The organism is Pseudomonas sp. S1_G07, from assembly GCF_054668565.1.
The window spans coordinates 1,707,008-1,730,043 of sequence record NZ_CP162778.1 but is presented as its reverse complement, the minus strand read 5'-3'; the positions used below and the strand labels follow the sequence as shown (position 1 = coordinate 1,730,043).

Sequence of the window (23,036 nt, the reverse complement as noted above, 5' to 3'; positions counted from 1 at the left end):
AAGGGCCCAAGGCCCTTGCCGTATACAGGCCTCCCCGCGCATAGTTAACCGTGCATCAACCTACGAAGGGATTTCGCCGTGCGCTGGCTCAGGATCGCCATAGGTTTCACTGTCAGTCTGCTGACGCTGCTCTGCTTGCTCCCGGCCCAGGCCGCCGCGCAAGGCAGTGGCTGGGCAGTGTTGCTTGATGAACAGGCCGACCTGCAACTGAGCGACATCCGCTCCTCGCGCTACACCAATCAATTCAGCCCCATCGAACTGGACCGCATTACCGCCGCGCAACCGGACGGCGCATTGTGGGTCCGTTTCAAACTGCAACCCGGCAAGCACGAGCAAGTGCTGCGGGTATTCGCCCCGGACCTGTCGCAGCTGAGCCTGTATGTGCTGGACGGCGACACACTGGTGGAACAACAAACCACCGGTACCCGCCAACCCCAGGCGGAACGCCCGTTACCCAGCAGCGACTTCATGCTGCCGCTGCCCCAGAGCCAGGCACCGCTCGAGGTTTACCTGCGGCTGGTGTCGGAACACGAACTGCGCCCCTATATCACCCTGGAACCGGCCGTGCTGGCCGCCGCTGACCAGACCCAGACGCTGATCTATGGCCTGCTGTTCGGCTGCCTGCTGATGCTGATCCTGCATAACCTCACGCGGTTCGCTTACCACCGCTCACGCAGCAGCCTGTGGCTGGCGGCCTGCGAAATCCTGCTGATGCTCAGCCTGGCGCTGCTGCTCAACCTGGTGGGCCCCTGGTTGCCGAACTGGCATGCGATCCAGACCCCAGGCGCCTACCTCGCCCTGCTGCTGACTGCGCCGTGCGGGCTGATGTTTGCCTATCGCTTCTTCATGCCCCTGGGCTCGCATCCGTTGAACAAGCTGTTGATGGCAGATGTCCTGCTTATCGTGCTGTGTGGCCTGCTGCTGTTGTTCGTCAACACCCTGCCGCTGAACATCATCACCTACGCCCTGGTGGCCCTGGCCGGCTTGAGCATGCTGTTTGTCTCGGCCTACCACTGGCAGAAAGGCTATCGCCCCGCCCGCCTGTTCGTGGCGGGCATGGTGGTGTTCAACATCGGCACACTGATCATTCTCCCGGCGTTGCTGGGGCTTACGATGGTGTCTCCCCAAGGCTTGATCGTCACCCTGCTGGCGTTTATCTGCCTCAGCGGCCTGTTGATGAGCCTGGCCCTGGGTGAGCGCCAGCGCGCGATCGTCGAGGCCCGCTTCAGCCTCAGCCGCGACCTGGCTGCCAGCAATGCCGAAATCGCCGCCAAGGCCGAGTTCCTGGCCAAGATCAGCCACGAGATCCGCACCCCCATGAATGGCGTGCTGGGCATGACCGAGCTGTTGCTGGGCACCCCGTTGTCGGTGAAGCAGCGCGACTACGTGCAGACCATCCACAGCGCCGGCAACGAACTGCTTACACTGATCAACGAAATCCTCGACATCTCCAAGCTCGAATCCGGGCAGATCGAGCTGGATGACGTGCAATTTGACCTCAATGCGCTGATCGATGACTGCCTGAGCATCTTCCGCGCCAAGGCCGAACAGCAGAACGTCGAGTTGATCAGCTTTATCCAGCCCCAGGTGCCGCGCGTGATCAGTGGCGACCCGACACGCTTGCGCCAGGCAATGCTGAGCCTGCTGGAAAACGCCCTGCAAAAAACCGATGAAGGCGAAGTGTTGATCGTCGTCGCCCTGGACGACCGCAGCACCAAACCGCGCCTGCGCATTGCCGTGCAAGACAGTGGCCTGCCGATGGAAGCCGCCGAGCGCGACGCCCTGTTGCACAGCGAACTGCACAGCAAGAACTTCCTCTCGGCCACCCGCTTGAGCGGCCACCTGGGGCTGGTGATCGCCCGTCAACTGATCCTGCTGATGAATGGCGAGTTCGGTATCAAGAGCGGCAGTCATCAGGGCAGCACCTTGTGGCTCACCCTGCCGCTGGACCCGGAACGCCTGGAACACCCGACCTCCGACCTCGACGGCCCGCTCAAGGGTGCGCGCGTGCTGGTGGTGGACGACAACGACACCTGCCGCAAGGTGCTTGTACAGCAGTGCACGGCCTGGGGCCTGAACGTCAGCGCCGTGCCATCGGGCAAGGAAGCCCTGGCCTTGCTGCGCACCAAGGCGCACCTGCGTGATTATTTCGACGTGGTGCTGTTGGACCAGAACATGCCCGGCATGACCGGCATGCAACTGGCGGCGAAGATCAAGGAAGACCCGAGCCTGAACCACGACATCCTGCTGATCATGCTCACCGGCATCAGCAACGCGCCGAGCAAGATCATCGCGCGTAACTGCGGGATCAAGCGCATCCTCGCCAAGCCGGTGGCCGGCTACACCCTCAAGACCACCCTGGCCGACGAGCTGACCCAGCGCAGCAAAGGTGGCGTGCCGCCCCGCGCGCCCCTCAGCCCACCGGCCGAAGTGACCGTGCCCAGCGATTTCAAGATCCTGGTGGCCGAGGACAACAGCATCTCCACCAAAGTGATTCGCGGCATGCTCGGCAAGCTCAACCTCAACCCGGACACCGCCAGCAATGGCGAAGAAGCGCTGGAGGCGATGAAAGCCCAGCGTTACGACCTGGTGTTGATGGACTGTGAAATGCCGATCCTCGATGGCTTCTCGGCCACCCAGCAACTGCGCGCCTGGGAAGTCAGCCACCAACGCATTCGCACACCGGTGGTGGCACTCACCGCACATATCCTCTCGGAACACAAAGAACGCGCCCGCCAGGCCGGAATGGACGGGCACATGGCCAAGCCGGTGGAGTTGTCGCAGTTGCGCGAGCTGGTAGAGTTCTGGGTGGCGCAGCGCCAACAGCGGCACGAACATGAGCCCTCCTGACCTGAAATGCAGTCAACATGTGGGAGCGGGCTTGCTCGCGAATGCGATGGATCAGTTGAAGATGTATTGACTGCCCCACCGCATTCGCGAGCAAACCCGCTCCCACATTTGTTTCGCATCGCCTGATAGACTCCCAACACTTTTCCTGCCACGAGCCGCCCCCATGCTCCACGTGTTATTCAGCGTTTACCTGAAGATGCTGGTGCTCTACAGCCCGTTCTTCGTGCTGTCCTGCTTTATCAGCCTGACCCGTGGCTACTCCAGCAAGGAACGGCGGCGCCTGGCCTGGAAGGTCGCGCTGGCGACCCTGGTGTCGAGCGTGCTGCTCTACCTGTTCGGCCGGGTGATTTTCAGCGTGTTCGGCATCACCGTGGACGCGTTCCGCATCGGCGCCGGCAGCGTGCTGTTTATCTCCGCCCTGGGGATGGCCCAGGGCAAGTCGGCGGTGCAAACCGACAATGTGCAGCAAGACGTGACCATCGTACCGCTGACCATCCCCCTCACGGTCGGCCCCGGTACCATCGGCGCCCTGCTGGTGATGGGCGTCAGCCAGCCGCACTGGGACGACAAGCTCACCGCCATCCTCAGCATTGCCCTGGCCAGCTTCACGGTCGGCGTGGTGCTGTACCTGTCCAACCGTATCGAACGCATTCTCGGTGACCAGGGCCTGCAGATTGTCAGCCGGCTGATGGGGTTATTCGTGTGCGCCCTCGCCGCGCAAATCATCTTTACCGGCGTACGCGGTTATCTGGTGCCTTAAATCCGATACTTGGCGATCGCCGATTGCACGTTGTCGCCCGCGCTCTCGCGCATCAGCCGGATGGTTTTTTCGTTGACCACCGAGGTATTCAGCACCAGGCAGGTCTGCCCGCTGAAGGCCTCGAACGAGGAACTGTCCCACTCGAGGAAGGGCAGCCCCAGCTGTTTTTCCACACCCTGGGTGCTGTAGGTCACCAGCACCATCATCAATTCGCCATCGGTTTCGGCACAGGACGCCAGGCCAAAATCACCGCCCTGGTGCACGCTGCTGTTGCGTTTGAACAGCTCGAGGCAGGCCGGTTGTTGCTTCAAGGCCTCCAGCGCATCGGCCGCCAGTTTCGGCAGCGCCGTAAGCAACGAACCGGCCAGAGACGTCGACGCCAACAACGTGGCGATGAGATTCAACGCCGCCAGTTGCACCGTCAGGCCCTTGCCGGAGCTCGACACGCGCTCGAAGCTGCTGCGCACCGGCAGCCAGCCCAGGCTGATCATCACCTTGATAAATTCGTCGTACCAGGCCTCGGTACCACGGTGAACCTTCAACACATCGCTGACGTAGCTGCTGGCCAGCAGATAACTTTTGCGGATGTATTCGCGGTTCAGGCCTGACAAGCCCTCGGCAAATGAAATCACGCTGTTGTTGACCACCGCCGCGTTGCTGTCGTCGGCGGCGTCCAACGGCAATACCGCCTGCCCGCCTGGCGCCCCCGGCAACTTGTAGGCCGCAATCAATTTGCGCCGTTTTGTGCTGTTGATCCTTCTGCGATGTCGCTCCATTTTCAGTTCTCCACAAGCACCCCACATGGGGCTTGCTTCCCACACTAGTCCAGGGGCTGGCAGGCTTTCCACACGACAAACATCCCTTGCCGGCGTGCGCCAAAAAACGCAGCCCAGCAATTGCTGGGCACTTCGCCCGGCCTTCCGTTTTTCAGCGATAAAAAAAGAAAAAGCCCCGAATAACGGCAGGTGTTCACCCAGCGTCAATCGGAGCTTTCGCGCAGCGTCAGCAGACGGGTTTTTCGCCGTACCAGCGCGGCGTGTACACCCATTCACCCCCACCGGCACGGGGGAATGTGCAGGTGGTGGACGAGCCGATCAGCACCATGGTGCGCATGTCCACCTGCTCCGGCGTCAGTTGCCCCAGGCAGGTGACACGCAGGGTCTGGCCCGGCCGGCCGATATCGCGGCCCAGCACCACCGGCGTGTGCGGCGTACGGTGCCGGGCGACGATTTCCAGGGCGCGCCCCAACTGCCAGGGCCGCGCACGCGAGATCGGGTTGTAGAACGCCAGGGCCAGGTCGGCCTGGGCGGCCAGGTCCAGACGCTTTTCGATAATCGACCAGGGCTTGAGGTTGTCCGACAGCGACATCACACAGAAGTCATGCCCCAACGGCGCACCGGCCTGGGCGGCGGTGGCCAGGGAGGCCGAGACGCCGGGCAGGATTTCCAGGTCGACCTGATGCCAGGCCGGGTCGCTGGACTCGTGCAACGCCTCGATCACCGCAGCGGCCATGGCGAATACGCCAGGGTCACCGGACGACACCACCACCACCGAACGACCCTGGGCGGCCAACTCGAAGGCGTGCCGCGCGCGCTGCATTTCTTCGCGGTTATCGGTGCGGTGCTGCACTTGATCGTCACGGAACGGCCCGGCCATACGCACATAGGTTTCATAGCCCAGCACATCGGTGCAGCGCGCCAGTTCGGCCTTTACCGCTGGCACCATCAACTCGGCGGCACCGGGGCCCAGGCCAATGACCGCAAGGCGCCCGCGCGGGCGGCCGACGTGAGACAGGTCCAGCGGTTGCTCGGCCACGTTGATCACAATGTCGGCGTCTTGGCTGACGCTGGCGAACCGCAACGGCACCGCCAAGGACGAGGCGGCCTCATGCAGCGATGCCTCGGCCATCTGCGTGTCGCTGGCAAGCAGGCACGCCAGCGACTGCACGGCAATGCCCGCGTCATGCAGCGCCGCGCGCACACGCTCGGCCAATTGCGCGCCCGGCTTGCAGATCACGCACACGTTCTTTGGATAGATCAGCAACTCATTGGCAGCCGGCACGCGCTCGGCACTGCCCACGTGAATCGCCAAGCGTGCTTGCTGATCCTGCGGCAAATTCGCTTGCGCCAACCACGGCGCCGAACCTTCGATGCGCACGCTTTCGCCGGCCAGCAGGTCGGACACAAAGCGCTTGCCCAGCGCCAGGTCGGCCAGCTCATAGCCCTTGGGCGGGTTGAGCAGGCACGTGCCGAAACGCAGCTCGCCACTGGTGGTGATCGCGGCGGCGGTGCCCAGTGCGGCGGCGATTTCACGCGCCATCACGTTCACGCCACCCAGGCCACCCAGCAGCGGCACCACGGCGCTGCCGTCCTCGGCCACGGCCAGCACGGCCGGCTCTTCACCTTTTTCCAGCAGTAGCGGCGCCAGGGTGCGGATCACGATGCCGGCGGCGCACAGTGCAATCAACGGCGTGCCGTGTTGATACAACTGGCGCAGCGTGGCACCGAATTCGTTGTAAGCCTGGTCGGCGCCTTCAACCCGACCGACCAACCCATGGATCACCGCGCCGGGGTACACCTGCTGGATCTTGCGCGCGGTGGCCAGGCTGCCCTGGCCCAGGATGACAATCGCGGGATGCATCACCCTTGCCACCGTTCACCGGGCACGATGATCAGCGAGAAGTACGGCGACGACATCGGCTCCACCTGATCCAGCGGCACGATCTTCTGATTGGCCATGGTGGCGCGTTCCACATACAGCGCACGCGCGGCCAGGCCGAGTTCTTCCAGCACCTGGCGCACCTTGGGGAAGTTGCGCCCCAGCTTCATGATCACCGCCGCATCGGCGTCCGCCAGGCGGCGCTTGAGGTCGTCATGGGGCAACACACCCGAGAGCACCGACAGGCTCTGGTTGCGATACACCAACGGCGCGCCGAGCACCGAGGCGCCGCCGAGCATCGAGCACACGCCGGGGATGACCTGGGCTTCGTAGCGCTCGGCCAACCGGTCGTGCAGGTACATGTAGGAACCATAGAAGAACGGGTCGCCTTCGCAGATCACCGCCACATCGCGGCCGGCGTCCAGGTGCGCGGCCACCTCGACGCTGGCGGTGTCGTAGAAATCGCTGATCACCTGTTCGTAGGACAACGGCGCCGGCAGCGCTTCGGTGGTCACCGGGTACACCAGCGGCATCAGGGTTTGCTGGGGGACCAGATGGTCCTCGATGATGCCGAACGCGTTGCCCTTCTTGCCCTTGGCCACGAAGTACGCCACCACCGGCGATTCACGCAACAGGCGCAGCGCCTTGAGGGTGATCAGCTCCGGGTCGCCGGGGCCCACGCCCAGGCCGATCAAACGTCCGCGTGCCGGCATTATTCGACCTCCGTGGCGAGCGCATTGACTGCCGCGGCGGCCATGGCACTGCCGCCCAGGCGGCCCTGCATGATCACGAACGGCACGCCACGGCTGTCGGCCGCGAGCATTGCCTTGGATTCGGCGGCGCCGACAAAGCCCACCGGAAAGCCGAGGATCAATGCCGGTTTCGGCGCGCCGGCGTCGAGCATTTCCAGCAGGTAGAACAAGGCCGTCGGCGCATTGCCGATCACCACGACGCTGCCGGCCAAATGCGGGCGCCACAGCTCCAGGGCGGCAGCGGAACGGGTGTTGCCCAGTTCCCGCGCCAACGCCGGTACGCTGTCGTCGCGCAGGGTGCAGATCACTTCGTTATTGGCCGGCAGGCGCGCGCGGGTCACGCCTTCGGAGACCATCCGCGCATCACACAGGATCGGCGCGCCGGCGGCCAACGCCTCGCGCCCGGCCTTGCCCGCACCGATGGAGAACTGCAGGCCGTCGATCGCCTCGACCATCCCGCACGCATGAATCACCCGCACCGCGAGTTTTTCCAGGTCGGCCGGGATGCGGTCCAACTTGGCTTCCGCGCGAATAATGGCGAAGGAGTTGCGATAGATCTCCTGACCGTCGCGGATGTAATCAATCATCGGTGTTGCTCCGTGGGTGAGCGCGCAACAAGGCGCCCGCCGCGTCAATAGAAAGAGTGCGCGCGTGCAGCCGGCCGAAACCGGGCTGGGCTGCGTCACGGAAATAGAGGTCGTAGTGGCCGGGGCTCACTGCCAGCAAGGTCACCGGCGCGGTGTGCGCGGCGGCGCAGGAACGCGGGCAGCCGGACAGATGCACGTCATGGCCGGGTTGCAGCGCGGCCAATTGCATGGCGTCAGCCTTGGTGTCGGCCAGGCCTTTGCCGCAACCGCTGGAGCCGGTGCAGGCGATCAGGCGCGCCAGGGGCTGGTCGATTGAACAGAGGAAGCCCAATTGCGCCAGGCGCTCGGTCACGGCGACAGGGCGTTCAATATTGGGCAGCAGCACGCCCTGCCACGGCGTGAAGCGCAACGTCCCGTCGCCGTACTCGCTGGCCAGTTGTGCGGCGCCCTTGAGCATCGTCGAATCCAGGCGGCCCAGCGGGGCGATGGCGGCGACATAAAACTGGTTCTGCTGAGCCTGTGGATACGTCCCAAGGTGCAGCAAAGCACCGCTGGGCGGGCGTTTGAAGCCGTCGACTGGCAGCAGTGGCAGGCTGAGACGACTCAGCAACTTATCCACAGCCAGATGGCGCATGCGGGTTTGTTCTGGGGTGGCCAGGTCAAGAAACGCTTCCAGCACCGCCACCACCAATGCATGACACTGCTCCAGCGGCACGGCGGCCAACGGCGCATCCCGCCCAGGACAACCTGCCAGGCCGAAGGCCAGCAACGTCTCGCCCTTGCGCACGAACGCCGAGAGCCACAAGTCATGGTGATGTTCAAGCATCGCCAGGGCTTCACCGCCATCCAGTTGCACCGCGAACTTGGCCGACAGCGCATGAAAGCGCGGATTATTTTCCAGCGTGGCGAGAATCTGCCCGGCCAATGGACGGGTGTCGAACAGCATTTGCAGGTCGATGCCGGCGCTGGGGCTGAGCATCAGGTTGCGTACATCGTCACCGGCGGCGTTGTTCGGGCCCAGGCCGGCGGCCAGCAGCATGGCGATCAAGGCGTCCTGCTCGGTGCCGATCCCACGGATCTGCAGGTTGGCGCGATTGGTCGCCTCGATCACCCCGCCGGCATAGACCTGGGCCGCGTCCGCCACGGCATTGGCCTGGGTGGCGGTGATCGAACCGCCGGCCAATTTGATCCGGCAGATACCGCCATCCAGCGCCTGGACAATACGCAGCAACCCCGGACAAGCCGAGGGGCGCAAAGTATTCAGAGCAGGCGTTGGGTTCACGGGGCTACCGGTTCACAGGTAAAGGCGCGGTATTATGCCTGCTTTGTCCGGCGGCATGAAAAGCCTGCCCGTCGGATGTCGTTCAAGGAATGCATATGTCGCCCTGGCTGACGGTTGTAGGCATCGGTGAAGACGGCTTCAAGGGGCTGGGCAGGAATGCCCGGCATGCCCTGTTGCGCGCCACCCGGATTATAGGGGCACAGCGCCAGTTGGACCTGCTGCCGGTGTGTATTCGTGGCGAGCGCCAGCTGTGGCCGAGCCCGTTTTCCCTGGAGCCTGTGCTGGCGCGCAAGGGTACGCCTGTGTGCGTGCTGGCCAGCGGCGACCCGATGTTCTATGGCGTGGGGGCCAGTCTGGCGCGCCAGGTGGCAGCTGAGGAGCTGCTGATTCTGCCGGCGCCGTCGTCGGTGTCCCTGGCGGCGGCGCGGTTGGGCTGGCCGTTGCAGGACGTGGTGACGTTATCCGTGGTGGCCCGGCCTGTCGCGACGATCAATGCGTATCTGGCCACGGGCGTGCGCTTATTCGTGCTGAGCAATGACGGGGGCAGCCCCGCGTTGATGGCCGCGTTATTGACTGAGGCCGGGTTTGGCCCGAGCCGCTTGACGGTCTTTGAACACCTGGGCGGCTTGCACGAGCGGCGCCTCGACGGCCTGGCCCACGATTGGCAGCACGCCTCGGTCGCCGACTTGAACCTGGTCGCCATCGACTGCCTGGCCTCTGTAGACACGCCAAGGTTGTCGCGCCTGGCCGGCCTGCCGGACTCGGCCTTCACACACGACGGCCAACTGACCAAGCGCGATGTGCGCGCCATGACCCTCGCCCGCCTCGCGCCGATGCCCGGCGAACTGCTGTGGGACGTGGGTGCAGGCAGCGGCTCCATCGGCATCGAATGGATGCGCGCCCACCCCAGCTGCCGTGCGCTGGCGATTGAAGCTGACGAAGGCCGCCAAGGCCTGATCGAACACAACCGTGACGCCCTCGGCGTGCCCGGTTTGCAACTGATTCGCGGCCAAGCCCCGGACGCGCTGCGAGGGCTGCCGACACCCGACGCCATCTTCATCGGCGGCGGCGTCACCCGCGACGGTGTGCTCGACACCTGCTGGCAACACCTGCGCCCCGGCGGGCGTTTGGTGGCCAATGCCGTGACCCTGCAAAGCGAAATGACCTTGATGAACTGGCGCGCCCAGCATGGCGGCGAACTGACGCGCATCCACGTGGCCCAGGCGCAGCCGCTGGGGGAATTCGACACCTGGCGCCAGGCGCTGCCGATTACCTTGCTGGAAGTGGTCAAGCCGCTATGAAACGCATCCTGCTGCTGGGCGGCGTGACCGAAGCGTTGGCCATTGCCCGCACGTTAGGCCCGGAACATATCTACAGCCTGGCCGGTGTCGGCCGCGTGCCGACCGACCTTACCTGCCAGGTGCGCGTCGGTGGTTATGGCGGTGCCGAGGGGCTGGCGCAGTTCGTTCGCGATGAAGGTATCAGCCTGATCCTCGACGCGACCCATCCGTATGCCGCGCAGATCAGCCGCAATGCCGCCGAGGCTGCACAGTTGAGCGGTGTGCCCTGCTGGGCATTGCGTCGCCCGGCGTGGCAGCCGCAGGTGGGGGATGATTGGCGTGAGGTCAATGACTGGGCCGAGCTGATCGAGGCGTTGAAACCCTTCAAGCGTCCGTTGTTCACCTTGGGCCGAGAGCCGTTGCAGCACCTCGACGAAATCCCTGCCGACCAGTTCTGGACACTGCGCGCACTGGATGTGTATCCGGGCAATGAGCGGTGTGAAGTGATCGGTGCGCGCGGGCCGTTTTTGATCGAAGACGAACGGATGCTGTTTGAACGGCGGCAGATTGATGTGTTGATCAGCAAGAACAGCGGCAGCACGGCCACCGAGCCGAAGCTGGAAGTGGCGCGGGAACGAAGGGTGCCGGTGCTGGTGTTGAAGCGGCCGGTGTTGGCTCAAGTAGATCGGGAACTCTTGTCGCCTGAAGAAACACTCATCGCGTTGGCAAATTTCATTCGATAAGTCAGGATCGTTCGCTTGCTTGATTAGTAACCTGTTTGTTACCTTCAGGGCGGCTAATGATTGAGATTGAAGAATACCGGCGCGATAACCAGACCAGCCCTTTCGATGATTGGTTTTCATCCTTGAGTGTGCCGGCGGCAGCCAGAGTCTCTACCGCTTTGGTTCGACTTGAAATGGGCAATACCAGCAACATCAAATGGTTCGATGGTCTCGGCGAATATCGCATCGACTGGGGGCCAGGCCTGCGAATCTATCTGATACAAGAAGGCCACCGACTAATCATCCTGCTCGGTGGTGGCGACAAGTCCAGTCAAAAACGCGATATCAAAATCGTAAAGTCGCTGATCAGTGAGCATCAGCGTGCCAAGAAATTGAAACAAAAAAAGAGGTAACCATTATGGCGCTTACCCGTAGCTACAAACACACCATCGCCGAACGTGCTCAGCGCGACCCTGAGTTTGCCCAGGCGCTCCTCGATGAAGCTGCTACGTTGTTTCTGAATGGTGAGCCGGAAATTTCACGTGTAATTCTGCGTGATTTGGTCAACGCCACAGTAGGCTTTGAAGGCCTTGCGAAAGAAACCGCCAAACCGAGTAAGAGCCTGCACCGCATGCTGTCCGCCAACGGCAACCCCAGCATGGACAACCTCGCGGCAATTTTTGCAGTCATCAGAAAAGCTTTAGGTGTCGATATGCAGGTCCATGGAGTTCCCACGGCATAATCTGCAACGCCAAATCCAGATTGTGTTGACGTTGTCGACACAATGGGTGGCTCGTTCCTCCCTATAAGGCCAGGAACGATCAGTCATCGGCCGGTTAACTCATAGAGGCTGTCATTTGTTCGATAGCATCATGCATACGATCAGCCAACAACTGCGCCAGCTCAATCAACTGCGCAACGCCCAGTAATTTCTCGCGTGATGCGCCTTCCAGGTTAAAGGCACTGTCGCAACGAGGACGTCGGTGACGGCTTACTGATTCGCACCGCTCTCAACGATATCGCCCGCGCCCAAGGCATGACCCAAGTAGCCCGCGACGCCGGCCTCGGAAGAGAAAGTCTGTACAAAGCCCTCTCCAGCACTGGCAATCCCGAGTTCGCGACTATCATGAAAGCGCTGGGCCTCAAGCTTCACGCCACAGCGATCTGATAGCACTGCGACACCAAACCACACCACCATTTTTTACTTATCCCCACCGTTCAGGCTAAATACCCGCCTGATCGTTTAACCCTACGGATTGTCCGCCATGGCCCGTCAACGCTTTGCAATTGCCTGGATCGCCTGCCTTGCAGTGCTGTTCAATGCGTTTGCCATGCCGCTGGCTAGTGCGATCCAGCAGACGGACGATCCAGTCAAGCGCCTGATGTGGGGCGGTTTCTGTTCGTCCAATGGCGCAAGCCTGAAGACGATTGCCCTGGGTAAGCTGGAAATCCCGGCACCGCAACAGGACGATCATTCCACCATGCAGCATTGCTGGTGTTGCTCCGGCTCGGCACCGTTGGTGGCGTTGCCGGGGCATGTGCCGCAGTTGTATGTGACGCGGTTCGAGGCGGTGCAAAGCCTGTCGCCTCCTTCATTGCAGAATCCCACCCCGCGCCAGCAATGGCCGAGCCTCAACCCCCGCGCCTCTCCAACGGTCTGATCTTCTTCGCAAGTGAACTGCGTTTAGAACCGTTCTGGAGAACTGCCATGCTCAAATCTTCCCTGCTTCTGGCCGCCTTGCTGCTGCCGGCGTTCAGTGCTGCCAATGCCGATGACTACAAGGCCGGCGACTTGCGGGTCAGCGGTCCCTGGTCCCGGGAATTGCCGACGAATGCGCCCACCGTCGCGGCGTATTTTGTGATTCATAACACCGGCGCTACTCCGGATCGCCTGCTCAGTGCCGAAACACCCGTGGCGGAAAAAGCCGAGTTGCATGAGCACGTGATGCAGGGCGACTTGATGAAGATGCAACAGGTGCCCAGCGTCGCCGTACCGGCCAAAGGTGACTTGACCTTCGCGCCCATGGCGTATCACGTGATGTTGCTGGGTATCAAAGACCGCAGCCTGCTGGCCGACGGCAAACAGTTCCCGCTGACCCTGACCTTCGAAAAAGCCGGCAAGGTCGAAGTGCAAGTGTCAGTGCAGAAAGCGCCGCCGATGGTCGGCCACGAACATATGCACGCTCAGTAAGCCAACCTCGATGGGCGCCTCTCGCGCCAGGTTATCTCCACACCGCCAAGTGAAGCGCGGCAGTTGGATCAGCCTGTTCGCCATGCTGATGATCTTTATCGGTCCGCTGATTTCCCAAGCGATGCCGATGGATCATCACGCGGGTATGTCGATGGGCATGTCCATGGACATGCCGGCCGACCATGGCGAATCCCATCACCAGAAAGCCCCGGCCGAACATCACGCACTCTGGGCCAAGTGCGGTTATTGCGACCTGCTGTTCAGTTGCCCGGCCCTGCCCGGCAACGTGTCCTTCGTGGCCCTCGGTTCCCCGCCGCCGGCCAATGCCCTCACCCCCGCCACGCGCCTGGGCCATGCCCGGCAGAGCATCTTCCCCGGCGCGCGCAGCCGTGCGCCGCCCATCGCCTCGTAAACCCTTAACACCGTTACTTCACCCCGGCCGACTTTAGACAGACAGCCGCAGGCTGCTGGCCGTGTTGTTTACGATTGATTGATGGAATTTGTCATGTCCAGGTTTTCTGCTGACACCCGTTTGGGAAGCACTCCCCTGCTCGCCGCCTTCTGCGGCGCATTGCTGGCTTCGCAGGTCCATGCCGACGAGCATGAACTGAGCCCCACCGTGATCACCGCGATTGCCCCCAGCTCGCCGCTGACCGTGGTCACCAACCCCAAGGACCCGCGCCAACCGGTGCCCGCCAGCGATGGCGGCGACTACCTCAAGACCATCCCCGGCTTCGCCCTGGTGCGCAATGGCGGCACCAATGGCGACCCGGTGCTGCGCGGCATGTTTGGTTCGCGCCTGAATATCCTCACCAACGGCAGCATGATGCTCGGTGCCTGCCCTGGCCGGATGGACGCGCCCACTTCGTACATTTCCCCGGAAACCTACGACACCCTCACTGTGATCAAAGGCCCGCAAACCGTACTCTGGGGGCCCGGCGCCTCGGCCGGCACTGTCCTGTTCGAGCGCGAACCGGAACACTTCGGCGAACTGGGCACACGGCTCAACGCCAGTGTGCTGGCCGGTTCCAACGGGCGCTTCGACAAGGTCATCGATGCTGCTGCCGGTGGGCCGCTGGGCTATGTGCGGGTGATCGGTAACCAGGCCCATGCCGACGACTATAAGGACGGCAACAACGACACCGTCGCCTCGCGCTACGACAAGTGGAATGGCGACGTCGCCGTGGGTTACACCCCCGACGCCGACACCCTGCTGGAGCTCACCGCCGGGCGTGGCGATGGTGAAGCGCGCTACGCCGGGCGCGGCATGGACGGCTCGCAATTCCTGCGCGAAAGCCTGGGGCTGCGTTTTGAGAAATCGAATATCGGCGAGGTGCTGGATAAGGTCGAAGCCCAGGTCTACTACAACTACGCCGACCACGTGATGGACAACTACAGCCTGCGCACGCCCTCGGGTACCGGGATGATGGCCGGTCCCATGGCGTCCAATGTCGACCGCCGCACCCTCGGCGCGCGGATCAAAGCCACCTGGCGCTGGGCCGATGTGCAACTGATCAGCGGCCTGGATGCGCAGACCAACGAACACCGCCAACGCAGCAGCATGGGCATCGACACCTACAAGGATTTGCCCAAGGTCAAGGACGCCAACTTCCACAACTACGGCGTGTTCGGCGAACTGACCTGGTACGCCGCCGAGCGTGATCGCCTGATCACCGGAGCACGCCTGGACCGCGCCTCGGCCAAAGACTTGCGCCAAACCACCGGCTCGGGAATGAGCAAACGCACCAACCCCACCGCCAACGATACCCGCGCCGATACCCTGCCCTCGGGCTTTATGCGCTATGAGCACGACCTGGCCGACAGCCCCACCACCGTGTATGCGGGCCTGGGCCATTCCGAGCGTTTCCCGGATTACTGGGAGCTGTTCTCTCCCAACACCGGCGCGGTCGGCTCGGTCAACGCGTTCGACGGCGTGAAGCCGGAGAAAACCACCCAGCTCGACGTCGGTGCGCAGTACAAAACCGACACCCTCGAAGCCTGGGCCTCGGGCTACATCGGCCAGGTGCGTGACTTCATCCTGTTCGACTACCGCGCCGGCATGATGGGCACCACCTCCCAGGCGCGCAACGTCGACGCGCGCATCATGGGCGGCGAACTGGGCGCGGCCTACAAACTGACGCAAAACTGGAAAGCCGACGCGACCCTCGCCTACGCCTGGGGCAAGAACAGCAGCGACGGCAAGGCCCTGCCGCAGATGCCGCCGTTGGATGCGCGCCTGGGCCTGACCTACAGCGAAGACGACTGGAGTGCCGGCGCCCTGTGGCGCGTGGTGGCGGCGCAACACCGTATCGACCAGGGCAAAGGCAACGTGGTCGGCAAGGACTACGACAAGAGCGGCGGTTTTGGCGTGTTCTCGCTGAACGCGGCGTACCGCATCAACAAGAACTTCAAGGTCAGCACCGGCGTCGACAACCTGTTCGGCAAGGCCTACGCCGAGCATTTGAACCTGGCCGGCAACGCCGGGTTCGGCTACCCGGCCAGTGATCCGCAGGCCATCAAGGAGCCCGGTCGAACCCTTTGGACCAAGGTGGACATGAGCTTCTAAACGCATCGCAGGCAAACCAGCTCCTACATTGGAATGCTCTCTAATGTAGGAGCTGGCTTGCCTGCGATGACGATGTCACTGACTCAGAAAAACTAAAAGCTTTGCGGAGCCCCTGATGACCACTCAAAAAGTTTCCTTCTACAACCTGGCCTGGCGTTGGCACTTCTACGCCGGGCTCTTCGTCGCCCCTTTCATGGTGCTGCTGGCCGTCACCGGCATCATCTATCTGTTCAAACCCCAGCTCGACCCGCTGATGTACGGCCACCTGCTGAGCATCCCCGCCGCCGAACACGCATTAAGTGCCGACGAGCAACTGCAACGCACCAAGGCCGCCTACCCTCAGGGCAAAATCAGCAAATACCTGCCTCCGGCCGATGCCACCAGCAGCGCGCAGTTCGTCATGCATCGGGACGGCCGCGAAGTGACCGTGTTCGTCGACCCCTACCGCGGCACCGTGCTCGGCGAGCAGGACACGAAATACAACCTGCAGGCCATCGCCCGCGCGCTGCACGGTGAGCTGATGATCGGCACCACCGGCGACCGCCTGGTGGAACTGGCCGCCGGCTGGGGCGTGATGCTGGTCGTGTCCGGCCTGTACCTGTGGTGGCCACGGGGCAAGTCATCGGCCGGGGTGTTGTGGCCGCGCTTCACTGCCCGTGGCCGGGTGTTCTGGCGCGACCTGCATGCCGTCGCCGGCTTCTGGGGCGCGGCGTTTCTGCTGGTGATGCTGCTCAGCGGTATGACCTGGACCGGCTTCTGGGGCAAGCAGTACGCCGAGGTGTGGAACCGCTTTCCGGCGGCGATGTGGAACAACGTGCCGCAGTCCGACCAGCAAGCGCGGGTGCTCAATACGGCCAGCCAACAGACGGTGCCTTGGGCGGTGGAAAACACGCCGATGCCGCTGTCCGGCGACCATGCCGAGCACATGAACCACGGCGCGATGCACTCAGCCCCCGCCGCGCCCACCGTCAGCCTGCAACAGGTGGTCGACCTGGCCACCGCGCACAAGGTCGCGCCCGGCTACAGCATCACCTTCCCCACCACCGCCGACGGCGTGTTCACCCTCGCCGTGTTCGCCAACGACCCACGCAACGACGCCACCCTGCACGTCGACCAGTACACCGGCAAGGTCCTGGCGGATGTGCGCTGGGCGCAGTACAACCTCGTCGCGCGCGCCACCGAGACCGGCGTGATGCTGCACGAAGGCAGAATGTTCGGCTGGGTCAACCAACTGATCGTGCTGGTGATCTGCCTGATGATTCTGCTCAGCGCCGTCAGTGGCGTGGTGATCTGGTGGAAGCGCAGGCCCCAGGGCAGGCTGGGGGTTCCGCCGTTGCGCCATGACCTGCCGAAGTGGAAAACCGCGATGGTGATCATGCTGGGCCTGGCGATTATTTTCCCGCTGGTGGGCGCCTCGTTGATCGCGGTATGGGCATTGGATCGCCTGGTGTTGTCGCGTTTTTTCCGCCAGCGCATGCCTGAGTCGGGTCCAGCCTGAGCCTGGGAGTGCCCATCGCACGCTGACGCACCAGCGCGGTGCTCGCTGCGCACCATCGCCAGATCCAGGCGCCGAATAGGTGCAGGATCTGGCGCCCTTCGCGGTGCGCACCACCGGATTCAAAGGCTGATCCAAGCAGGCACAGCCTTTGCAATCACTCCAGTATCTGACCCACAACAATACTTAGGCACTCGGAGATCGCACCATGAAGCGTCGCAGCTTGATCAAGGCTTTCACTTTGTCGGCATCCATTGCCGCCATGGGCCTGACCTGGACCGTCCAGGCCGCCGAGACCATTAAGGTCGGCATCCTGCACTCGCTGTCCGGGACCATGGCCATCTCCGAAACGTCCCTCAAAGACATGGCGCTGATGACCATCGACGAGATCAACGCCAAAGGCGGTGTGAACGGCAAGATGCTTGAGCCGGTGGTCGTGGACCCGGCGTCGAACTGGCCGCTGTTCGCCGAGAAAGGCCGCCAACTGCTGACCCAGGATAAGGTCGCCGTGGTGTTCGGCTGCTGGACCTCGGTGTCGCGTAAATCCGTGCTGCCGGTGTTCGAAGAACTCAACGGCCTGCTGTTCTACCCGGTGCAATACGAAGGCGAAGAGATGTCGCCGAACGTCTTCTACACCGGTGCGGCGCCGAACCAGCAGGCGATCCCGGCGGTGGAATACCTGATGAGCGAGGAAGGCGGCGGCGCCAAGCGTTTCTTCCTGCTGGGCACCGACTACGTGTACCCGCGCACCACCAACAAAATCCTGCGCTCGTTCCTGCATGCCAAAGGCGTCGCGGACAAGGACATCGAAGAGGTCTACACCCCGTTCGGCCACGCCGATTACCAGACCATCGTCGCCAACATCAAAAAATTCTCCGCCGGTGGCAAGACGGCGGTGATCTCCACAGTGAACGGCGACTCCAACGTGCCGTTCTACAAAGAGCTGGCCAACCAGGGCCTGAAGGCCACCGATGTGCCGGTGGTGGCGTTCTCCGTCGGCGAAGAAGAACTGCGCGGCATCGACACCAAGCCGCTGGTGGGTAACCTGGCCGCGTGGAACTACTTCCAGTCGGTGGAGAACCCGGTGAACAAGAAATTCGTCGCCGACTGGAAAGCCTACGCCCAGAAACACAACCTGCCGGGCGCCGACAAAGCCGTGACCAACGACCCGATGGAAGCCACCTACGTGGGTATCCACATGTGGGCGCAGGCGGTGGAGAAAGCCAAGTCCACCGACGTCGACAAAGTGCGTGAAGCCCTGGCCGGCCAGACCTTCGCCGCGCCGTCGGGCTTTACCCTGACCATGGACAAGACCAACCACCACCTGCACAAGCCGGTGATGATCGGCGAGATCCAGGCCGATGGGCAGTTCTCGGTGGTGTGGCAGACCCAGGAGCCGATCCGCGCACAGCCATGGAGCCCGTACATTCCTGGCAATGACAAGAAGCCGGATTATGCGGTGAAGAGCAACTAAGCCCCACCACAGCCTGGATGTCGGGTGCGGTCAATGTAGGAGCTGGCTTGCCTGCGATGCAAACAACTCGGTGTATCTGATACACCGCAGCGAGGCCATCGCAGGCAAGCCAGCTCCCACACGAAGCCAGTGCCCACACTGTCCGCGCATGATCAGGACATTTTTTATGCCCACTGCCCTCCACCGCTGTTTCCTGACATTGCTCCTGTTGCTGCCCTTCGCCGCACACGCCGGCGACGCCGAAGACTTCCTGGCCGCCAACCCGGCGCAACAAGCCAAGCTGCTCCAGGACTGGGCCGCACAACCCGACCCTGCGCGCATCGAACTGGTGGACGCTCTGGAGCAAGGCCAACTCACGCTCAACGGCGAAACCAAGACCGTGCGCCTGAACAACCGCCTGCGCGGCCTGATCGATAACGTGCAGGCCAGCCAGCAGTTGCTCGCCGCCGACCCGAACGTACGCCTGGCTGGTGCGCACACCCTGCAAAAAAGCGCGCAACCCGCGCAACTCAAATTCCTTGACCAGCAAGTCGCCGCCGAAACCGACGAAGGCGTGCGCACCGCCCTGAGCCTGGCCCTGGCCAACCTGCAACTGGTCGACCCCGACCCGCTGGTGCGCCTGGCCGCCGTGCGCTTGCTCGGCGGCACCGGCGACCCACTGGCGCGCACACGTCTTGAGGCGCTGCTCGCCCCCGGTGTCGAAACCGATGCCGGCGTGCACACCGCCGCCGAAACCAGCCTGGCCCAGGTCAAACGCAAACTGATGATGGGCGAACTGCTCGGCCAGGCCTTCAGCGGCATGTCCCTGGGTTCGATCCTGCTGCTGGCGGCGCTGGGGCTGGCGATCACCTTCGGCCTGCTCGGCGTGATCAACATGGCCCACGGCGAGATGCTGATGCTCGGCGCCTACTCGACCTATGTGGTGCAGTTGCTGATGCAGCACTACGTGCCCGCGGCCATCGAGTTCTACCCGCTGATTGCGCTGCCGGTGGCGTTCTTCGTCACGGCCGCCATCGGCATGGCCCTGGAACGTACCGTCATTCGTCATCTGTACGGGCGCCCCCTGGAAACCCTGCTGGCTACCTGGGGCATCAGCCTGATGCTGATCCAACTGGTGCGCCTGGTGTTCGGCGCGCAGAACGTCGAGGTGTCCAACCCCGCCTGGTTGTCCGGTGGCATCCAGGTGCTGCCCAACCTGGTGCTGCCGTACAACCGCATTGTGATCATTGCCTTCGCACTGTTTGTTGTGGTGCTCACTTGGCTGCTGCTGAACAAGACACGCCTGGGCCTCAACGTGCGCGCCGTCACCCAGAACCGCAACATGGCGGCCTGCTGCGGCGTGCCCACCGGGCGCGTGGACATGCTCGCCTTTGGCCTCGGCTCCGGCATCGCCGGCCTGGGCGGCGTGGCCCTGAGCCAGATCGGCAACGTCGGCCCGGACCTGGGCCAGAGCTACATCATCGATTCGTTCCTGGTGGTGGTGCTCGGCGGCGTCGGCCAACTGGCCGGTAGCGTCATGGCGGCCTTCGGCCTGGGCATCGCCAACAAGATTCTGGAGCCACAGATCGGCGCCGTGCTCGGCAAGATCCTGATCCTCGCGCTGATCATTCTGTTTATCCAGAAACGCCCGCAGGGGCTCTTCGCACTGAAAGGACGGGTGATCGACTGATGAACCAGCCATTGCTGCTTACGGCCACGCAAAAGGCCGGCCCCAAGGCAACGGTGGCCGCCGGCGTGATCATCCTGATCCTGCTGCTGGCCTTGCCGTTGTGCTCCCTGCTCGCGCCGGAAAACCCGCTGCACGTGTCGGCCTACACCTTGACCCTGGTGGGCAAGATCCTCTGCTACGCCATCGTCGCCCTGGCGCTGGACCTGGTGTGGGGCTATGCCGGGATGTTGTCGCTCGGCCACGGTTTGTTTTTTGCCCTGGGCGGTTATGCGATGGGCATGTACCTGATGCGCCAGGCAGCAGGCAGTGAGCTGCCGGCATTCATGACCTTTTTGTCGTGGACCGAGCTGCCCTGGTACTGGGCCGGCACCGATCACTTCCTGTGGGCCCTGTGCCTGGTGGTGTTGGCGCCGGGGTTGCTGGCGCTGGTGTTCGGCTTCTTTGCCTTTCGTTCGCGGATCAAGGGCGTGTATTTCTCGATCATGACCCAGGCCCTGACCTTCGCCGGCATGCTGTTGTTCTTTCGCAACGAGACCGGGTTCGGCGGCAATAACGGCTTCACCAACTTCCGCAGCATCCTCGGCTTTGGCATTACCGAGCCGGGCACGCGCGCGGTGTTGTTTGTGGCGACCGTGGCGCTGCTGGTGGCCAGCCTGTTCATCGGCTGGCGCCTGGCTCGCAGCAAGTTCGGGCGCGTGCTGACCGCCTTGCGCGATGCCGAAAACCGCCTGATGTTCTGCGGCTATGACCCGCGTGGCTTCAAGCTGTTCGTGTGGGTGTTGAGTGCGGTGCTGTGCGGATTGGCAGGCGCGTTGTATGTGCCGCAAGTAGGCATCATCAACCCCAGCGAAATGTCACCGACCAACTCCATCGAAGCCGCCGTGTGGGTGGCCCTGGGCGGGCGCGGTACGTTGATCGGCCCATTGCTCGGTGCGGGTGTAGTCAATGGCATGAAGAGCTGGTTCACCGTGGCCTTCCCGGAATACTGGCTGTTCTTCCTCGGGGCGTTGTTCATCATCGTCACCCTGTACCTGCCCAAGGGCGTCATCGGCCTGCTGAAGAAATGAGGAACGTCATGCTTGAGCCTATTTTCGATGTGGGCAGCGGCCGCGATGCGATTGGCATCGGCCAGGCCGCGGGCAAGGGCCTCAACACCCGCCACGGCACCATCCTGACCCTCGAAGACATCAGCGTCAGCTTCGATGGTTTCAAGGCGCTCAACGACCTCAACCTCTACATCGGCGTTGGCGAGTTGCGCTGCATCATCGGCCCCAACGGCGCGGGCAAGACCACGCTGATGGACGTGATCACCGGCAAGACCCGGCCCAGCCACGGCAACGCCTGGTTTGGCGAAACCCTCGACTTGACCAGCATGAGCGAAGTGCAGATCGCCCAGGCCGGCATCGGCCGCAAGTTCCAGAAACCCACGGTGTTCGAAGCCTTGAGCGTGTTCGAAAACCTGGAACTGGCACAGAAGACCGACAAATCGGTGTGGGCCAGCCTGCGTGCGCGCCTGAGCGGCGAGCAGAAAGACCGTATCGACGAAGTGCTCGACACTATCCGCCTCACCGCATCGCAACAGCGCCCGGCCGGCTTGTTGTCCCACGGCCAGAAGCAATTCCTGGAAATCGGCATGTTGCTGATGCAAGACCCGCAACTGTTGCTGCTCGACGAACCCGTGGCGGGCATGACCGACGCCGAAACCGAATTCACCGCCGAGCTGTTCAAGCGCCTGGCGGGCAAGCACTCGCTGATGGTGGTGGAACACGACATGGGCTTTGTCGGTGCGATTGCCGACCATGTGACGGTGTTGCACCAGGGCAGCGTGCTGGCTGAAGGCTCGCTGGAGCAGGTGCAGGCCGATGAGCGGGTTATTGAGGTGTACCTCGGACGCTGAGTCCGCTTTTCTGTAGGAGCGAGGGGGACGCCTAGTTCTTGCTCGCGAAAATCGTTAACGATAACGCGGGCAGCCTGAATGCACGCGGCACCCTCGGGTTTTTCGCGAGCAAGCTCGCTCCTACAGGGAATTGAGGAGAATGTGAACATGCTGCAAGTCGACAAGCTGCACCAATACTACGGCGGTAGCCACATCCTGCGCGGGCTCTCGTTTGACGTGAAGATCGGCGAAGTCACCTGCCTGCTCGGCCGTAACGGCGTGGGCAAAACCACCTTGCTCAAGTGCCTGATGGGTCTGCTGCCGGCCAAGGAAGGCGTGGTGAACTGGGAAGGCAAAGCCATCACCGGTTTCAAGCCGCACCAGCGCGTGCACGCTGGTATTGCCTATGTGCCCCAGGGTCGCGAGATTTTCGGGCGGCTGACGGTGGAGGAAAATTTGCTGATGGGCCTGTCGCGTTTCCCTGGCTCCGAAGCCAAGGAAGTGCCAGCGTTTATCTATGAACTGTTCCCGGTGTTGCTGCAGATGAAGCATCGGCGCGGCGGGGACTTGTCCGGCGGCCAGCAGCAACAGTTGGCCATCGGCCGTGCGCTGGCCAGCCGCCCGCGCCTGCTGATCCTGGATGAGCCCACCGAGGGCATCCAGCCGTCGGTGATCAAGGAGATCGGCGCGGTGATCAAGCACCTCGCGGCACGCGGTGATATGGCGATTCTGCTGGTGGAGCAGTTTTATGACTTCGCCGCCGAACTGGCCGACCAGTACCTGGTGATGTCCCGAGGTGAAATCGTTCAGCAAGGCCGTGGAGAAAATATGGAAGGCGACGGTGTGCGCGGCCTCGTAACCATCTAATCTGTGG

Annotated in this window: 21 protein-coding genes and 2 pseudogenes; 17 read left to right on the top strand and 6 right to left on the bottom strand. The window is 63.0% G+C overall.

All coding sequences use genetic code 11. From position 1 onward, the window contains the following. The first annotated feature begins 78 nt into the window (after positions 1–78). The gene (locus tag AB4O05_RS07865) at positions 79–2,850 is read left to right on the top strand and encodes a hybrid sensor histidine kinase/response regulator (protein WP_460131785.1); all 2,772 of its coding nucleotides are present in this window, start codon (positions 79–81) and stop codon (positions 2,848–2,850) included. A 163-nt stretch (positions 2,851–3,013) separates the two neighbouring features. Further along, entirely contained in the window at positions 3,014–3,610 is a 597-nt protein-coding gene (locus AB4O05_RS07860) for a MarC family protein (protein ID WP_221809711.1), read from the top strand. On the opposite strand, the gene AB4O05_RS07855 is transcribed toward AB4O05_RS07860, so the two are convergent. The 5 genes from AB4O05_RS07855 to cobG form a co-directional block, all read right to left on the bottom strand. Then, the gene (locus AB4O05_RS07855) at positions 3,607–4,386 is read right to left on the bottom strand and encodes a hypothetical protein (protein ID WP_460131786.1); all 780 of its coding nucleotides are present in this window, start codon (positions 4,384–4,386) and stop codon (positions 3,607–3,609) included. The genes AB4O05_RS07860 and AB4O05_RS07855 overlap by 4 nt on opposite strands. A gap of 226 nt (positions 4,387–4,612) precedes the next feature. Beyond that, on the bottom strand, positions 4,613–6,250 hold the full coding sequence (gene cobJ, locus AB4O05_RS07850) for a precorrin-3B C(17)-methyltransferase (RefSeq protein ID WP_460131787.1): 1,638 nt from the start codon (positions 6,248–6,250) through the stop codon (positions 4,613–4,615). Further along, positions 6,250–6,981: a precorrin-2 C(20)-methyltransferase gene (locus tag AB4O05_RS07845; RefSeq protein WP_460131788.1), complete on the bottom strand. Its 732-nt coding sequence runs from the start codon at positions 6,979–6,981 to the stop codon at positions 6,250–6,252. Before AB4O05_RS07845 ends, cobJ begins: the two co-directional genes overlap by 1 nt. After that, a complete protein-coding gene (locus tag AB4O05_RS07840; protein ID WP_460131789.1) occupies positions 6,981–7,607 on the bottom strand; it encodes a precorrin-8X methylmutase in 627 nt (208 codons plus the stop codon). Before AB4O05_RS07840 ends, AB4O05_RS07845 begins: the two co-directional genes overlap by 1 nt. Further along, positions 7,600–8,889, bottom strand: coding sequence for a precorrin-3B synthase (cobG, locus tag AB4O05_RS07835; RefSeq protein ID WP_460131790.1), 1,290 nt, complete (start codon positions 8,887–8,889; stop codon positions 7,600–7,602). Before cobG ends, AB4O05_RS07840 begins: the two co-directional genes overlap by 8 nt. A gap of 95 nt (positions 8,890–8,984) precedes the next feature. Here cobG and cbiE point away from each other — a divergent pair, with 95 nt between their 5' ends. From cbiE to AB4O05_RS07815, 4 genes are read left to right on the top strand one after another with little or no spacing between them, the layout of a single operon-like run. Continuing rightward, positions 8,985–10,190 carry a precorrin-6y C5,15-methyltransferase (decarboxylating) subunit CbiE gene (gene cbiE, locus AB4O05_RS07830; RefSeq protein WP_460131792.1) on the top strand — a complete coding sequence of 402 codons (1,206 nt, stop codon included), beginning with the start codon at positions 8,985–8,987 and terminating at the stop codon, positions 10,188–10,190. After that, positions 10,187–10,912, top strand: a complete 726-nt coding sequence (locus tag AB4O05_RS07825; RefSeq protein ID WP_460131793.1) for a cobalt-precorrin-6A reductase — start codon at positions 10,187–10,189, stop codon at positions 10,910–10,912. The genes cbiE and AB4O05_RS07825 overlap by 4 nt, the downstream gene beginning before the upstream one ends. Before the next feature lie 56 nt (positions 10,913–10,968). Further along, positions 10,969–11,304, top strand: coding sequence for a type II toxin-antitoxin system RelE/ParE family toxin (locus tag AB4O05_RS07820; RefSeq protein WP_460131794.1), 336 nt, complete (start codon positions 10,969–10,971; stop codon positions 11,302–11,304). 5 nt (positions 11,305–11,309) lie between these two features. After that, on the top strand, positions 11,310–11,633 hold the full coding sequence (locus AB4O05_RS07815; protein ID WP_460131795.1) for a helix-turn-helix domain-containing transcriptional regulator: 324 nt from the start codon (positions 11,310–11,312) through the stop codon (positions 11,631–11,633). Positions 11,634–11,727: 94 nt separating this feature from the next. Here the strand turns inward: AB4O05_RS07815 and AB4O05_RS07810 are convergent. Continuing rightward, positions 11,728–11,862: pseudogene (locus AB4O05_RS07810) on the bottom strand (DUF6124 family protein); the annotation flags it as partial. On the opposite strand from AB4O05_RS07810, the pseudogene AB4O05_RS07805 reads away from it, so the two are divergent. From AB4O05_RS07805 to urtE, 11 genes and pseudogenes are all read left to right on the top strand, one after another. After that, positions 11,856–12,059, top strand: a pseudogene (locus AB4O05_RS07805) (addiction module antidote protein); the annotation flags it as partial. The pseudogenes AB4O05_RS07810 and AB4O05_RS07805 overlap by 7 nt on opposite strands. 97 nt (positions 12,060–12,156) lie before the next feature. Beyond that, positions 12,157–12,552: a DUF2946 domain-containing protein gene (locus AB4O05_RS07800; RefSeq protein ID WP_460131797.1), complete on the top strand. Its 396-nt coding sequence runs from the start codon at positions 12,157–12,159 to the stop codon at positions 12,550–12,552. Between the two features lie 47 nt (positions 12,553–12,599). Then, positions 12,600–13,082, top strand: a complete 483-nt coding sequence (locus AB4O05_RS07795) for a copper chaperone PCu(A)C (RefSeq protein ID WP_460131798.1) — start codon at positions 12,600–12,602, stop codon at positions 13,080–13,082. A 10-nt stretch (positions 13,083–13,092) separates the two neighbouring features. Continuing rightward, positions 13,093–13,494, top strand: a complete 402-nt coding sequence (locus AB4O05_RS07790) for a DUF2946 domain-containing protein (protein ID WP_460131799.1) — start codon at positions 13,093–13,095, stop codon at positions 13,492–13,494. A gap of 93 nt (positions 13,495–13,587) precedes the next feature. Then, positions 13,588–15,648: a TonB-dependent copper receptor gene (locus AB4O05_RS07785; protein ID WP_460131800.1), complete on the top strand. Its 2,061-nt coding sequence runs from the start codon at positions 13,588–13,590 to the stop codon at positions 15,646–15,648. A 115-nt stretch (positions 15,649–15,763) separates the two neighbouring features. Beyond that, on the top strand, positions 15,764–17,146 hold the full coding sequence (locus tag AB4O05_RS07780) for a PepSY-associated TM helix domain-containing protein (RefSeq protein ID WP_460131802.1): 1,383 nt from the start codon (positions 15,764–15,766) through the stop codon (positions 17,144–17,146). Positions 17,147–17,351: 205 nt separating this feature from the next. After that, complete coding sequence (urtA, locus tag AB4O05_RS07775) at positions 17,352–18,617, top strand: urea ABC transporter substrate-binding protein (protein ID WP_460131803.1); 1,266 nt, start codon at positions 17,352–17,354, stop codon at positions 18,615–18,617. Positions 18,618–18,783: 166 nt separating this feature from the next. Next, positions 18,784–20,286: an urea ABC transporter permease subunit UrtB gene (urtB, locus tag AB4O05_RS07770; RefSeq protein WP_460131804.1), complete on the top strand. Its 1,503-nt coding sequence runs from the start codon at positions 18,784–18,786 to the stop codon at positions 20,284–20,286. Further along, a complete protein-coding gene (urtC, locus tag AB4O05_RS07765; RefSeq protein ID WP_460131806.1) occupies positions 20,286–21,353 on the top strand; it encodes an urea ABC transporter permease subunit UrtC in 1,068 nt (355 codons plus the stop codon). The genes urtB and urtC overlap by 1 nt, the downstream gene beginning before the upstream one ends. After that, positions 21,350–22,183 carry an urea ABC transporter ATP-binding protein UrtD gene (gene urtD, locus AB4O05_RS07760; RefSeq protein ID WP_460131807.1) on the top strand — a complete coding sequence of 278 codons (834 nt, stop codon included), beginning with the start codon at positions 21,350–21,352 and terminating at the stop codon, positions 22,181–22,183. Before urtC ends, urtD begins: the two co-directional genes overlap by 4 nt. A 147-nt stretch (positions 22,184–22,330) precedes the next feature. Next, positions 22,331–23,029, top strand: a complete 699-nt coding sequence (gene urtE / locus AB4O05_RS07755; RefSeq protein ID WP_460131808.1) for an urea ABC transporter ATP-binding subunit UrtE — start codon at positions 22,331–22,333, stop codon at positions 23,027–23,029. The last annotated feature ends 7 nt before the right edge of the window (positions 23,030–23,036 follow it).